The following is a 14,244-nucleotide window of genomic DNA, read 5'->3' as shown; positions in this document are numbered from 1 at the left end:
GTCGAGGGGGCGCGGTGTCGAGGGGGCGCGGTGTCGAGAGGGCGAGGTGTCAACATGCCGACAGGGCGGCTGCGCATCGGCGCGCAGCCGCCCCCGGTCGGCGCGGGTCAGCCCTTCAGCTCGGCGAAGGTGTCGGCCACCCAGTCGGCGACGAAGGTGCTGACGTGGGGGAGGTGGTCCAGGCCGATGTGCTCGGTGGCGCCCTCCTCCGGCGTGAACACCCGAAGCTCGCGCTTGGGCGAGTTGACCGCCTGCTCGTAGGAGCGGTGCGCCATGGCCAGCGGGATCTGCCGGTCGTTGGCGCCGTGGGCGATGAGGAACGGCACCGAGATCTGCTCGACGACGCCCTCGAGGTTCACGGCGTCGGCGAAATCGAGGAACGCGTCGAGGTTGTTCTCGTCACCCTCCTGCCCCCACACCCAGAGGACGTGCGACCAGTAGTGGGGCACCGGGCGCTCGCCCTCGCGCTCCTTGCGGCGGCGCTGCACCGCGCCCCAGTCGTGATTGGCGCCCCAGGCGACGCAGAGCGCGAACCGCTTCTCGAAGGCCGCGGCGCGCGGGGCGTAGTAGCCGCCCAGCGACCAGCCGACGATGCCGATGCGGGCCGGGTCGACGTCGCTGCGGGTCTCCAGCCAGTCGACGGCTGCCCCGGCCCAGACCTCGGTGTCGATGCGGGCGGTGAGGCCCTGCAGCCGGATCGCCTCGCCGGTGCCGGGCTGGTCGAGCATCAGGCAGGAGATCCCGCGGGCGGCCAGCTCCTCCCAGTGGTTGGAGGCGTACATGTGCTCCTTGGTGGAGTCCAGCCCGTTGACCAGGACGATCACCGGTGCAGGGCCGTCGTCCGTGGCGGGTGCGGCGCTGAAGTAGGCCGGCAGCGTGGTGCCCTCGTAGGGGACCTCGACGCGCGAGACCCGCGGGCTGTGCGTCTCGAACGCCTTCCGCGCGATCTCCAGCATCCGCCGGTACGTGGGCACCCGGTTGGGGTCGGCGTGCGCCAGCATCCGCTCGGCCTGGGCGAGGTAGTTGTTGGCGCGGAAGTACAGCTGCCCGGCGGTGCGGATGTGGCCGGCCTTCTCCGCGGCCTCGGCCTGCTCGACGAGCTGGTCGGTCAGCGCCGACCACGCCCGCAGGAAGTCCGGGGTCCCGGCGTCCTCACCGGCGTTCGCGGCGTCCTTGATCGGCCGGCAGGCGCGGTCCACCTCGTCGATGAGGCCACCGGAGTTCAGCGTCGCGACGACGCCGAGATTCCAGGTGTAAGGGCCGGTGGGGAAGTACTCGAACACGGGTGGTTCCTCTCGCAGGGTGCTCAGGTCGGGCTGGATGAGGAGGCGGCGCCACGGGCGTCGCAGATCGACGGAACCCCGTCGGAGGTGGTCGTCCCGCCGTCGACGGGGCTCACTGCGCGCGCTTCCGGCTCCGCGACCGGGGGCGAGCCGGGGCGACCGGAGGCAGGTCCAGACCTCCGACGACGCGGTTGCGGATCGTGCCCAGGCCTTCGACGGTCATCTCGACGACGTCGCCGGGCTGGAGCGGTGGGGGAGCGCCGTCGCCGCGGATGCCCCACAGCTCGGCCAGGCAGCCGCCGTTGCCGCAGGTGCCGGAGCCCAGGACGTCGCCGGCCCGCACCTCCGTGCCCCGGGAGGCGTAGGAGATCAGCTCCTCGAACGGCCAGCCCATGTTCGACAGCAGGTCCTGGCCGATCTCGACGTCGTTCACCGAGACGCGCATGTCCAGGGCGAGGAAGCCCTCGTCGTCCCGGTAGGGCTCGAGCTCGTCGGCGGTGACCAGCCAGGGGCCGAGCGTCGTCGCGGAGTCCTTGCCCTTGGCCGGGCCGAGCTTGACCTTCATCTCGCGGGCCTGCAGATCCCGGGCCGACCAGTCGTTGAGGATCGTGTAGCCGAAGACGTGGTCGCGGGCCTGCTCCGGGGTCAGCGAGGCGCCGTCGGCACCGACGACGACCGCCACCTCCAGCTCGAAGTCGAACCGCTTCGACCCGGGCGGGACGGCGACGTCGTCGTGCGCGCCGATGAGCGCGTACGGGTTCGTGAAGTAGAAGGTGGGCGCCTGGTACCACTCCGCGGGCACGGCCTCGCCGCTCGGCGCCACCATCCCCTCGACGTGCTCCTCGAACGCGACGAAGTCACGGACGGTCGGGGCGTCCAGCGGGGGCAGCAGCCGCACGGACCCGACCGGGATCGCCGGGCCCTCGAGCGCGCGGGCCCCGGCCTCGAGCGCGGCTGGGAGCCCCGCGCGGACGAGGTCGAGCACCGTCGTCCGCGCGGGGAGTTCGTGGAGGCCGACAGTGCCGTCGGGGAGCGTGCCGACGACGCCGGCGGTCACCCGGCCGTCGACCTCCCAGGTGGCGAACCGCATCAGACCGGGGGAGCCACGAAGAGACCCTTGTCCGGGTCGTTGAACGACTTCTGCGCGACGAACTCGTTCATCGCGTTCGCCGTGCCCCACTGGTCGGAGACCTCGGGGTTGCTGATGTCGTAGAGGTGCGGGTGCCAGGTGTCCTCGTCGAGCTGCTCCAGCTCGGTCGTGTACTCGACCGTGTTGCCCTGCGGGTCGAGGAAGTAGCTGAAGGTGTTGTTCCCGGCGAGGTGCCGGCCCGGCCCCCAGATCTTCTCCACCCCGGCGCGCAGCAGCCGCCCGGTGCCGCGCATGTACTCGTCGACCCCGCGCATCTCGAACGAGGCGTGGTGCAGCGACGCGTGCGGGCCACGGGCGATCGCCATGCTGTGGTGCCAGGCGTTGGTGCGGAGGAACCACATCATGTTGCCCATCCGCGGGTGCATGAGCGTGTCCGACAGCGAGAAGCCCAGGTGCTTGTCGTAGAAGGCGACCGTGCCCTCGGGGTCGGTGGAGTTGAGGACGACGTGGGAGAGGCGGACCGGGATCGACTCGCCCTCCTCGATGGTGCGGTGCTGCCGGACCTCGACGTCGGAGCTGATCTCGATCGTCCGGCCCTCGTTGTCGAAGAACCGGAAGCCGTAGCCGCCGCCGGGGGTCTGCAGGGTGTCCGGCTCACCGACCAGCTGCACGCCGTCGGCCGCCAGCTGCCCGGCGAGGGTGTCGACGTCGTCGGCGTTCGCGGCGCCGAAGGAGATGAGGTCGATCCGCTTCTCCGCCGCCTGGCGCAGCCGCACGATGTACTGCTCCGGTGACCCCTCGGCCGCCAGGAAGGCCAGGCCGGTGTCGGTGTGCTCGGGGGTCAGACCCCAGATGCCGGAGTAGAAGTCGAGCTGCGTGGTGAAGTCCGGCACGGCCAGGTCGACGTGCCGCAGATGGGTGATCAGGCGCTGGGTCATGAGGGCTTTCCTTGGCTTCAGGCGGGCTGGCTGGTGAGCATGGCGATCGAGCGCATGAGGGACGGGATGTCGCCCTGCACGTGGTCGAGCTGCCACTGGGCGAGCTGGTTGGAGGCATCCACGACGGTCTTGGCGCGCTCGTACCGGCGGGCCATGAACGCGTCCCACAGGTCCTGGTCCAGCGCGGTCCGCTCGACCAGCAGCTCGGCGAGGACGACCGCGTCCTCCAGGGCCATGGCGCCACCCTGGGCGATGGTGGGCGGGCAGGTGTGCGCCGCGTCCCCGATCAGGACGACCCGACCGCGGTTCCACGGCTCGTCGAGGACGTGGGTCTCGAACCAGGTGTAGTTGACCCGCGACGGGTCGGTCAGGGTCTCGCGGATCTCGTCCCACGGCCCGTGGTACGCCTGCGACAGCTGCTTCATCGTGGCCAGCTGCTCGTCGGGGGTGAGGGCGCTGCGGTCCTGCGCGTCCTCGACGATGTAGGCGTAGAGCGAGTCCTCACCGGTGGGGCAGTAGCCGGCGATGTAGGACGGGCCGCCGTAGTAGAGGTCGGTGCGGGTGACGCTGGCCGGGCGCGGTCCGAAGGCGCGCCAGATGCCCATGCCGACCGACTTGGTCTCCAGGTTGATGCCGAGCGCGCGCCGGGTCCAGGAACGCAGCCCGTCGGCCCCGACGACGACGTCGTACCGGCCGGTGGAGCCGTCGGAGAACGTCACGTCGACGCCGTCCTCGTCCTGGGACAGCTCGGTGAAGGTGGTCCCGAGCCGGACCTTGACGCCGACCTCGGTGGCGCGGTCGAGCAGGATGTGGGCCAGCTCGGGGCGCGGCATGCCCATGGCGGCGGGGAGGTCGGGGCCGCCGGTCTTGGCGTCGGGGATCTCGGCGACGACAGTGCCGAACGGGTCGGGCGCACGGATGCCGGTGACGTCGAAGACGTAGCCGGCCTCCTGCACCTGGTCCCAGACGCCGAGCGACCTGAGCTCGCGCAGCGCATTGCCTTGGAGGGTGATGCCGGAGCCGAGGGCGGCCACCTCCGGCTTGATGTCCAGCAGGTCCACGGCCACACCCCTGGTGGCGAGGTGGATGGCGACACCGGCACCGGCCAGTCCGGCGCCGACCACGAGGACGTTGTTCACGGCGGGCATCGATGCGCTCCTACTTGACGGCGATGGGGTTGACCGGGGAGCCGACGGCGCCGGTCACGGGCAGGGGTGCGGCGGTGAGCCAGAAGTCGTAGCGGCCGTCCTCGGCGCAGTCGGCCGCCAGCGCGTCGAGGTCCCACATCTCCCCGATGAACAGCCCCATGTTCGGGATGACGACCTGGTGCAGCGGCTGGAAGGCGATGTCGAACTCGTTGGGGCGGACCTCGAAGCCCCAGGTGTCCGTGGCGACGCCGGCGATCTCGCGGCCGTGCAGCCAGTCGGCGGTGGTGAAGGACAGGCCGGGGGCGGCGCCGCCGGCGTAGTCGCCCCAGCCGCGTCCCTCGGCGATGTCGCGCCGGGCCCGGGTGAGCCGTCCGGTGCGCACGAGCAGCAGATCGCCGCGACCGACCCGGGACGACCCGCCCTGGGCTTCGATGGTGGCTTCGAGGTGCTCGGCGGTGATCGCGAAGCCGTCGGGCAGCTCGCCGTCGGTGCCGATCGCCCGGCCGACGTCGAGGAGCACCCCGCGACCGGCGATCAGGGAGGCGACGGTCTCGATGCCGGTGACCGAGTCGCCCATGCTGGTGACGACGTCGCCGGCTCGGCGGCCGTTCCAGGCGAAGCCGTGGTCGAAGATGTGCCCGAGGCCGTCCCACTGGGTGGAGCACTGCAGGGGCATGGCGATGACGTCGTCGGCGCCGCCGATGCCGTGCGGGAAGCCCTGCACGCCGCGCTCGGCGTCGGTCCCGGTGTCGGTCATCGTGTGCACGGGATTGGTCCGGCGGCGCCAGCCCTTCTGCGGGCCGTCGGTGTCGAAGGACTGCGACAGCGAGAAGCTGGCACCCCGGCGGACCAGGGCGGCGCCCTCGACCCGCTTCGCGTCGTCGAGGAAGTTCAGCGTGCCGATCACGTCGTCGGCACCCCAGCGGCCCCAGTTGGAGCAGCGCTTCGCGGCCGCGGCGATCGCGCCCTCCGGATCGGTGCGGTCGAGGCGGTCAGGGGTCTCGTGCATGACCTCGACAGTGGGCCAGCCCACAGGAGTGAGGGAAGACGAGATGTCTGATGACGCGCATAAGGCGGATCTATAGGGTCCGGAGCATGAACCTCGCGAGCCTGGATCTCAACCTGCTCGTGTCGCTCGACGCGCTCCTGCAACAGCGGAGCGTCACCCGGGCGGCTGAGCAGATGGGGCTCAGCCAGCCGGCCCTCTCGGCGTCGCTGGCCCGGCTCCGCCGGCACTTCGACGACGAGCTGCTCACCCGGGTGGGCAACGAGTACCGGCTCACCCCCCTGGCCGTGCAGCTGCGCGAACTGGCCCGCATCGCGCTGTCGGGGGTCGAACGGGTCTTCACCGCCCAGCCGGAGTTCGACCCGGCGTCCTCCACCCGCGAGTTCACCCTGCTGGTCAGCGACTACGTCGTGGCGGTCCTCGGCGACACGGTCGCCGGGCTGCTCGCCGAGGAGGCGCCGAACACCCGGCTCCGCCTGTCCACGCACTCCCCGGCGGTCGTGGACCGCGCGGAGCAGGCGCTCCTGTCCGCCGATCTCCTCTTCCTGCCGCCGGGGTTCCTCACCGACCTCTCCCGCCGGGACCTGTACCGGGACGAGTGGGTCTGCGTGGTGGCCGCCGAGAACCCGGTCGTCACCACGGGCCTGACGGTCGAGGACCTGGAGACGCTGCCCTGGGTGGCCACCTACCACGGGCCGACGGCGTCGACGCCGGCCGCCCGCCAGATGCGCATGCTGGGCATCGAGCCGCGCGTCCAGGTCGTCGTCGAGAACTTCATGACCGTCCCGACGCTCGTCGCGGGCAGCGACCGGATCGCGCTCCTGCAGCGCCGGCTGGTGGACCTGATGCCCCTCAACAGCGGCATCCGCGCGCTGCCGTGCCCCTTCGACGCGGGCCCGCTCATCGAGGCGATGTGGTGGCACCCGGTCTTCGACGACGACCCGGAGCACACCTACCTCCGCGATCTCGTCGTCCGCGCCGCTCAGCTGGCAGTCGGCGTCCCGACCACGGACATCGACAGCGCTGATACCGACCAGCAGAAGAAGTGATTTCCGCTCCGGCGCTCTGGTCCTGACACTTCGGCGGCAGTGATGCCCGTCACCGACGTCGGGCAGCAAGCGTCGAAGGGAAGTTCATGACCCGCTCCATACGCCGGCTCGGCGTGACCGCCGTCCTCACCCTGGTCGCCACCGTGGGCCTGGCGGCCTGCGGATCCTCCGACGAGGACACGAGCAGCTCCGGCAGCTCGGGCAGCCCCGCCGGGGAGAGCTCCGCGGCCACGCAGGACCTGCTCCAGGTCGCCTACGAGGGGCAGATGGGTGAGCCCCCGACGACGCCGACCACGCCGGCGGAGGACGTCGACCTGTGGGTGGTCTCCTGCGGTGAGCAGATCCCGAGCTGCTCCACGCCGACGGCGGCGGTGCAGGAAGCGGCCGAGGCTGTGGGCTGGAGCGCTCGCCTGTGCGACGGCAAGCTCAACCCCAACGGCTGGGGTGACTGCGTGCGCCAGGCGGTCAGCGCCGGCGCCGACGTGGTGATCCCGGTGGGCATCGACTGCGCCAGCATCCAGCAGCCCTTCCAGGAGGCCAAGGACGCCGGTGTCACCGTCGTCGGCGCCGGTGGTGCCGACTGCGACGCGGTCGGCGGCGAGCCGCTGTGGGCCAGCGAGCGACTGCAGCTCGAGGGCATGAGCGTCAAGGAGAGCTTCGAGCTGCAGGGCAAGCTCGCCGCGGACTGGCTGATCGGGAAGACCGACGGCCAGGCGCAGGTGCTCCACCTGGTCTTCACCGACCCGCTGTGGGGACCGTGGCTGGCCGAGGGCTTCGAGAAGGAGATCGCCACCTGCGACGGCTGCGAGATCGTCGGCACGCTCGAGGTCGCCAACAACGACGTCATGACCGGTGCGCTGCCGCAGAAGTTCTCGACCGCCCTGCTGCAGGCGCCGGACGTGAACTCGGTCTTCGTGCCGCTCGGCGGCTGGATGCCGGCCGGCCTGGCCCAGGCCGTGGTGGCCTCCGGGCGCTCGGCCGAGCTCAACGTCATCAGCGGGCTGGGCAGCGTCGCCAACATGGAGCTGATCCGCAACGACGGCGGCCAGGACGCCATCGTCGGCTACCCCACGCCGTGGGGCGGTTGGGGATCGGTGGACACCGCGATCCGGGTGCTCAACGGCGAGGAGCCGCTGGTCCAGGGTGACGGCTTCCGGGTCGTCGACGCCGAGAACGGCCTGCCGCCGCAGGGGCAGGACTTCGAGCCGGTCGACTTCCGGGCCGCCTACCAGGAGGCCTGGGGCGTCTGACCGCCCGCTCCTCCTCCCCACCGGTGGCCGCTCCCTCGGGGGCGGCCACCGGCGAAAGGACCACCATGAGCACCACGGCACGTCCGCCGACGACGGACGTCGTCCTGCGGATCACCGGGATGACCAAGCGGTTCGGCGCCACCCTGGCCCTCGACGGCGCGGACCTGGCCCTGCGGCACGGCACCGTGCACGCCCTGATCGGCGGCAACGGGTGCGGCAAGTCCACGACGATCAAGGTGCTGGCCGGGGTCCACCGGGCCGACGCCGGCCGGATCGAGATGGCCGGGTCGGCGTGGTCGGCCGCCGAGTACGACGCGCGGGCCGGCCGCGCTGCCGGGCTGCGCTTCGTGCACCAGGACCTCGGCCTGTTCCCCGAGCTGTCGATCGCCGAGAACTTCGCCCTCGACGCCGGCTACCCCCGGGGCCTGGCCGGGCGGGTCTCCTGGACGGCGCTGCACCGGCGGGTCGCCGGACTCCTCGACAACTACGAGATCGGCGCCTCGCCCGCGACGCCGGTGGCGGCGCTGCGCCCGGCGCAGCGGACGCTGGTCGCGATCGCCCGGGCGCTGCAGGACCAGGAGAGCGACCGGCACCTCGTGCTGGTGCTCGACGAGCCCACCGCCACCCTGCCCCAGCACGAGTCGCGCCTCCTCCTGGACGCCGTGCGCCGCCGGGCCGATGCCGGGCAGACGGTGCTGATGGTCAGCCACCGGATGCCGGAAGTGCTCTCGGTGTCCGACGACTTCACCGTGTTCCGGGACGGGCGCACCGTCGCCTCCCTGGTGGCCGCGCGGCCCACCGAGGCCGAGCTGGTGGCGCACATGACCGGGTCGGCGGACGCGGCACGGGCGGTCGTCCGCCCGCAGCCCGCCTCCGGGCCGGCGGCGGACGCCGGCCGCGGCGACGTCGTCCTCGACGTGGCCGGACTGGCCGGCGGACCGCTGCGCGGGGTCGACCTGCAGGTCCGGCGGGGCGAGATCGTCGGCCTCACCGGACTGGTCGGCTCGGGGCGCACCTCCCTGCTCAAGACCGTGTTCGGCGAGCACGCACCGGCCGGGGGCAACGTGCGGATCGCCTCGGACCGGCCGGCCGGGGACGCGGCCGCCTCCGTGCCGGCGCGGATCGCCGGCGGGGTGGCCTACGTGCCGGAGGACCGGGGCGGTGAGGCCGCGTTCGCCGACCTCACGGTCCGGGACAACCTCTCGGCCACGGTCGTCGGCCGGTACTGGCGCCCCTGGGGCATGGCGGTCCGGCGGGAGCGGGCCGACGCCGGTGCGCTCATCCGGTCGCACGCCATCAAGGCGTCGTCGACCGAGGTGCCGTTCGCGGCACTGTCCGGCGGGAACCAGCAGAAGGCGGTCCTGGCCCGCTGGCTCCGCCGCGAGCCTGCGCTGCTCCTGCTCGACGAACCGACCCAGGGCGTCGACGTCATGTCCCGCGCCGACATCTACCGGATCGTCCGCGAGACCGCGGAGCGCGGCTGTGCCGTCCTCGTGGCCTCCTCCGACCAGCTCGAGCTCTGCGGTCTCTGCGACCGGGTGCTCGTGCTGCGCGACGGACGCGTCGCGGCGGAGCTGAGCGGGGCGGCCCTCACCGCCGACCGGCTGACCGCACTCACCCAGAGCACCGAAACCACCGCCGGCCCGGTGCCGGCTCCAGGAGACCGATGATGAGCCTGACCAGCACCGAGCACGTCGACACCGGGCCGGCCGACGGCCCGGACGCCGGCACGACGCCGCCGGGAACCGCGGCGTCCCCCTCCTCCCGGCTCAAGGGCCTCGCCGAGCGCAACGCCCTGCTGGCCCTGCTGCTGGCGGTGATCGCGTTCTTCGCGATCTACCCCGAGAGCTCGGACACCTTCTTCACCAGCTCGAACGCCAGCGTGCTGCTGGGCAACCAGTCGGTTGTCGCGCTGCTGGCCCTGGCGGTCATCCTGCCGCTGGTCACCGGCTACTTCGACTTCTCCCTGGGTGCCATCGCCGCGACCTCCAGCGTCCTCACCGCCGGGCTGATGAGCTTCTCCGACCTGTCGCTCGGCCTGGCGATCGCGGTCGGCATCGGCGTCGGCGCGGGGATCGGGGCGATCAACGGGGTGCTGGTCACCCGCTTCGGGCTCAACAGCTTCGTCACCACCCTCGGCATGGCCACGCTGCTGGGCGGGCTGATCCAGTGGTACACCGGCGGGCAGACCATCCTCGCCGGCATCGACCCGGCGTTGCCGCGCTTCGGCAGCGCGACGTGGCTGGGGCTGCCGCGCGTGGTCTTCGTCGTCCTGCTGGCCACCGTCGCCCTCTGGTACCTGCTCTCCCAGACCCCGTTCGGCCGGAGCCTGTACGCGATCGGGTCCAACCCCCGCTCGGCCCGGCTCGTCGGCGTGCGGGTCGACCGGTCGGTCTGGACGACCTTCGTGCTGGCCGGTGCCCTCGCGGGGGTGACCGGGGTGCTCCAGCTGGCCCGGGCGGGCAGCGCCACCGCCGACAACGGGACCAGCCTGCTCTTCCCCGCGCTGGCCGCGGCGTTCCTCGGGGCCACCGCGGTGGTGCCCGGCTTCTTCAACGCGGTCGGCACGATCATCGGCGTGCTGTTCGTCTCGGTCGCCGTCAGCGGGTTGACGCTGTCGGGGGCCAGCGCCTGGGCCAGCCCGGTCTTCAACGGGGCGGCGCTGCTGGTCGCCGTCGGGCTGTCGCACTACCTGGGCCGGCACCGGGGCGTCGGCACGGGATGAGCGGGACCGGCTGAGCGGGACCGGCTGAGCGGCACCGGCTGAGCGGCACGGGATGAGCGGCCCCGGCTGAGCGGCACCGGCTGAGCCGGAAACGCGGAACGGGTCTGGCACGGCCGCGGACCGGGTAGCGGTGCCCCATGGATGCGATCGCAGTGGGGAAGGCCGGCCTGCAGGGCTGGCGGGAAAAGGTGGCCGACGCCGTCGCGGAGCCGGTCGCCCGGCGCGCGGGGGTGGCCGACGACCAGGTGCGGGCGGTGATCGGGGCGCTGTTCCTCGTGCTCTCGGTCATGTACGTGGTCAACGCCGTCCGGCAGCTGGCCGGCGCACGCTGAGCCCTCCCGAGGGGGCCGTGGAGGACCGTCGCGAGGGCACCGTCCGGCTGGCCGACGGCCGCACCCTGGCCTATGCCGAGTGGGGTGACCCGGGCGGTCGCCCCGTGCTGGGCTGCCACGGGTCGCCCAGCTCCCGGCTGGAGCGGCACGTCGAGGACCCCGACGGCTACCGGCGCCGGGGGATCCGGTTCGTCGTCCCCGACCGGCCGGGGTTCGGGCGCTCCGATCCGCACCCGGGCCGGCGGGTGGCGGACTGGCCCGGCGACGTCCGGGCCCTCCTGGACCACCTGGGCATCGACCGGTTCGCCGTCCTCAGCCTGTCCGGCGGCGCGGCCTACGCCCTGGCCTGCGCGCACGCCTTCGGCGACCGGGTGAGCGCGGTCGGGATCCTGGGCGGTGCACCACCTCCCGACGTCCCGTGGCCGTGGCCGCGGTGGGTGCCCGGACCGGTCCGGTCGGCCGCACACCGGCCCGGCCGGGCGGCCGCTCTCCTCCAGCCGGTGCTCGCCCCCGCCGCGATGCGTCCGGCGCTCATCCCGCGCTACCTGCAGGTCCGGCTGAACGCCGCCGACCGGCGGGTGATCGGCCGGCCGGCCGTGCGCCAGATCCTCGCCGAGACCTTCACCGAGGGGTTGCGCAACGGGCCGGCCGCCCTCGCCGCGGACCGCGCGCTGCTCTTCCGGCCGTGGGGCTTCCCGTTGTCGGAGATCGGCCAGCACGTGCACGTCTGGCACGGCACCCACGACTGGCTGGTGCCCGCAGCGCTCGGGCAGGTCCTGGCCGGGATGCTGCCGCGGTGCAACGCGCACTGGTTCCCGGGGGAGGGGCACTTCCTCGTGTTCGACCACGCCGACGAGGTCTACGCGGCGCTGACCCCCTGACCGGTGCGCCCCTGACCAGCGGTCTCCCTCCCGCGGGTCCGCATGCGTGTGCTTGGCTGGCGGCCGCCCGCAGCCGGCCCGAAGGGAACCCGATGTCCGTCCTGTCCAGCTTCGCCGAGGCGCTGTCCACCGGAGCCGTCGAGGTCGTCGACCTGACGGCCCCGCTGTCGTCGGACACGCCCGTCATCGCCCTGCCGGAGCAGTTCGCGCAGACCGCGTCCTTCCAGCTGGAGGAGCTCAGCCGCTACGACGACCGGGGCCCGGCCTGGTACTGGAACAACTTCCGGACCGGTGAGCACACCGGCACGCACTTCGACGCGCCGAACCACTGGGTCACCGGGCGCGACGGTGACGACGTCGCCTCGGTGCCGGCGAGCCGGTTCATCGCCCCCGCCGTCGTCCTCGACTTCTCCGCGCAGGCCGCTGACGATCCCGACTTCCTGCTGGAGGTCGAGCACGTCCGCGCGTGGGAGGCCGAGCACGGTCCGCTGCCGGCCGGCGGGTGGCTGCTGTTCCGCACCGGGTGGTCCGCGCGGTCGGCGTCGCAGCAGGAGTTCCTGAACGCCGACGAGACCGGTCCGCACACGCCCGGCCTGTCGCCGGCCTGCGCCCGCTGGCTGGCCGAGGAGACGCCGGTCATCGGGCTGGGGGTGGAGACGGTCGGCACGGACGCCGGCGGTGCCCACTCGTTCGACCCGCCGTTCCCGTGCCATGCCGCGCTCATGGGCAGCGGCAAGTACGGCCTCACCCAGCTGCAGAACCTCGACCGGCTCCCGGCGACCGGCGCCCTGGTCGTGGCGGCCCCGCTGCCCATCGTGTCCGGCTCCGGATCGCCGCTGCGGGCGGTGGCGCTGGTCGAGCGGGGATGAGCCGGGCGGGGACGGGCCCGACGGTCGCCGACGTCGTCGGGGGCATGCTGGTCCGCTCGGGGATCGACGCGGCCTTCGGGGTCGTCGGGTCGGGCAACTTCGCGGTGACCAACGCGATGGTCACCGCCGGTGCCCGGTACGTGGCCGCCCGCCACGAGGGCGGGGCCGCGACGATGGCCGACGCCTACGCCCGCATGTCCGGGGGAGTGGCGGCGCTGACCCTGCACCAGGGGTGCGGCCTGACCAACGCGCTGACCGGCATCACCGAGGCCGCGAAGAGCCGCACGCCGCTGGTGGTGGTGACCGCGGAGGCGACGAACCGCCGGTCCAACTTCTTCGTCGACCAGGAGGCGCTGGCCGTGGCGGTCGGTGCGGTGCCGATGCGGGTGGCGGCGCCGGAGGACGCGGGCGCGGTGGCCGCGGCCGCGGTGGCCACCGCCCGGGATGACCGGCGGGTCGTGGTCCTCAACCTGCCCCTGGACGTCCAGCAGCTGCCTGCGGAGCCGGGGGAGGCCCGGCCCGTGCCACCGCGGGGGCCGCGCGCCGCCCCGACCGAGGACGCCGGACGGCTGGCCGAGGCGCTGCAGCGGGCCCGGCGGCCGGTCTTCGTGGCCGGGCGCGGAGCGCGGGGCGCGGGCTCCGGGGCGGCGCTGGAGGCGCTCGCCGACCGGTGCGGAGCACTGCTCGCCACGTCCGCCGTCAGCAAGGGCCTGTTCCGCGGCAGCCCCTGGGACCTCGACGTGTCCGGCGGCTTCGCCACCCCCCTGGCCGCCGAGCTGATCGGTGCCGCCGACCTGATCGTCGGCTGGGGGTGCGCCCTCAACATGTGGACGATGCGGCACGGCCGGTTGATCGCCGACGACGCCGTCGTCGTCCAGGTGGACGACGACGCCGACGCGGTCGGGACGCAGCGGCCGGTCGCCTTCGGCGTCGTGGGCGACGTCCGCGAGGTCGCCGACGCGGTCGTCCCCCTGCTGCCGGGGCCGACGACCGGCTACCGGACCGACGAGGTGCGCGCCGCCCTGGCCGCACGCAGGCGGTGGCGGGACGAGCCGTTCGACGACGGCGGGAAGGCGGGCCTGGTCGACCCGCGCACGCTGACCATCGCGCTGGACGACCTGCTGCCGGCCGACCGCGTGGTGGCCGTGGACTCCGGCAACTTCATGGGCTACCCCAGCATGTTCCTCGACGTCCCCGACGAGTTCGGCTTCTGCTTCACCCAGGCGTTCCAGTCCGTCGGGCTCGGGCTGGCGACCGCCATCGGGGCGGCCGTCGCCCGGCCCGACCGGCTGCCGGTCGCGGCGCTGGGGGACGGGGGCGCGCTGATGGGCGCCTCCGAGCTCGAGACCGTCGTCCGGCTCGGGCTCCCGATGGTGGTCGTCGTGTACGACGACGCCGCCTACGGCGCCGAGGTGCACCACTTCGGGCCGGCCGGCCACCCGCTGGACACCGTCCGCTTCCCGGAGACCGACTTCGCCGCCATCGCCCGCGGCCACGGGTTCGAGGCGGTCACCGTGCGGGCGGTCGGCGACCTCGGGGCCGTGCGGGAGTGGCTGGCCGGGCCGCGGGCGGCGCCGCTCCTCGTCGACGCCAAGGTCACCCGCGACCAGCCGTCCTGGTGGCTGGAGGAGGCCTTCCGTGGACACTGACCCCGTCGTCGGTCACGGGGCCCG

Annotated in this window: 13 protein-coding genes; 8 read left to right on the top strand and 5 right to left on the bottom strand. The window is 73.4% G+C overall.

What is annotated here, in order from left to right:
- Window positions 1–107: 107 nt before the first annotated feature.
- The 5 genes from BM142_RS23760 to BM142_RS23740 form a co-directional block, all read right to left on the bottom strand.
- Window positions 108–1,283, bottom strand: a complete 1,176-nt coding sequence (locus BM142_RS23760) for an alpha/beta hydrolase family protein (protein ID WP_092203962.1) — start codon at window positions 1,281–1,283, stop codon at window positions 108–110.
- Between the two features lie 112 nt (window positions 1,284–1,395).
- Window positions 1,396–2,373 (bottom strand): fumarylacetoacetate hydrolase family protein, encoded by a 978-nt coding sequence (locus tag BM142_RS23755; RefSeq protein WP_092203960.1) that lies wholly within the window; start codon window positions 2,371–2,373, stop codon window positions 1,396–1,398.
- A complete protein-coding gene (locus BM142_RS23750) occupies window positions 2,373–3,311 on the bottom strand; it encodes a VOC family protein (RefSeq protein ID WP_092203958.1) in 939 nt (312 codons plus the stop codon). Before BM142_RS23750 ends, BM142_RS23755 begins: the two co-directional genes overlap by 1 nt.
- Before the next feature lie 17 nt (window positions 3,312–3,328).
- The gene (locus BM142_RS23745; RefSeq protein WP_092203956.1) at window positions 3,329–4,459 is read right to left on the bottom strand and encodes an FAD-dependent oxidoreductase; all 1,131 of its coding nucleotides are present in this window, start codon (window positions 4,457–4,459) and stop codon (window positions 3,329–3,331) included.
- Between the two features lie 10 nt (window positions 4,460–4,469).
- A complete protein-coding gene (locus tag BM142_RS23740; protein WP_092203954.1) occupies window positions 4,470–5,468 on the bottom strand; it encodes a cyclase family protein in 999 nt (332 codons plus the stop codon).
- A gap of 86 nt (window positions 5,469–5,554) precedes the next feature.
- On the opposite strand from BM142_RS23740, the gene BM142_RS23735 reads away from it, so the two are divergent.
- The 8 genes from BM142_RS23735 to BM142_RS23700 all read left to right on the top strand — a co-directional run bounded on the left by BM142_RS23735 (window position 5,555) and on the right by BM142_RS23700 (window position 14,220).
- Window positions 5,555–6,514: a LysR family transcriptional regulator gene (locus BM142_RS23735; protein WP_092203952.1), complete on the top strand. Its 960-nt coding sequence runs from the start codon at window positions 5,555–5,557 to the stop codon at window positions 6,512–6,514.
- An 86-nt stretch (window positions 6,515–6,600) separates the two neighbouring features.
- Complete coding sequence (locus BM142_RS23730) at window positions 6,601–7,764, top strand: sugar ABC transporter substrate-binding protein (RefSeq protein ID WP_092203950.1); 1,164 nt, start codon at window positions 6,601–6,603, stop codon at window positions 7,762–7,764.
- Window positions 7,765–7,829: 65 nt separating this feature from the next.
- The gene (locus BM142_RS23725; protein ID WP_217640868.1) at window positions 7,830–9,434 is read left to right on the top strand and encodes a sugar ABC transporter ATP-binding protein; all 1,605 of its coding nucleotides are present in this window, start codon (window positions 7,830–7,832) and stop codon (window positions 9,432–9,434) included.
- The gene (locus tag BM142_RS23720; protein WP_217640867.1) at window positions 9,434–10,489 is read left to right on the top strand and encodes an ABC transporter permease; all 1,056 of its coding nucleotides are present in this window, start codon (window positions 9,434–9,436) and stop codon (window positions 10,487–10,489) included. Before BM142_RS23725 ends, BM142_RS23720 begins: the two co-directional genes overlap by 1 nt.
- Before the next feature lie 137 nt (window positions 10,490–10,626).
- Window positions 10,627–10,821 (top strand): hypothetical protein, encoded by a 195-nt coding sequence (locus BM142_RS23715; protein WP_092203947.1) that lies wholly within the window; start codon window positions 10,627–10,629, stop codon window positions 10,819–10,821.
- Between the two features lie 17 nt (window positions 10,822–10,838).
- Window positions 10,839–11,702 (top strand): alpha/beta fold hydrolase, encoded by an 864-nt coding sequence (locus BM142_RS23710; protein ID WP_092203945.1) that lies wholly within the window; start codon window positions 10,839–10,841, stop codon window positions 11,700–11,702.
- A 92-nt stretch (window positions 11,703–11,794) separates the two neighbouring features.
- Window positions 11,795–12,571: a cyclase family protein gene (locus BM142_RS23705; protein ID WP_092203943.1), complete on the top strand. Its 777-nt coding sequence runs from the start codon at window positions 11,795–11,797 to the stop codon at window positions 12,569–12,571.
- Complete coding sequence (locus tag BM142_RS23700) at window positions 12,568–14,220, top strand: thiamine pyrophosphate-binding protein (RefSeq protein WP_092203941.1); 1,653 nt, start codon at window positions 12,568–12,570, stop codon at window positions 14,218–14,220. Before BM142_RS23705 ends, BM142_RS23700 begins: the two co-directional genes overlap by 4 nt.
- The last annotated feature ends 24 nt before the right edge of the window (window positions 14,221–14,244 follow it).

It is taken from the genome of Blastococcus tunisiensis (assembly GCF_900112815.1).
GTDB lineage: Bacteria > Actinomycetota > Actinomycetes > Mycobacteriales > Geodermatophilaceae > Blastococcus_B > Blastococcus_B tunisiensis.
The sequence above is the reverse complement of the archived record's forward strand: the minus strand, read 5'-3'. Positions and strand labels throughout refer to the sequence as shown.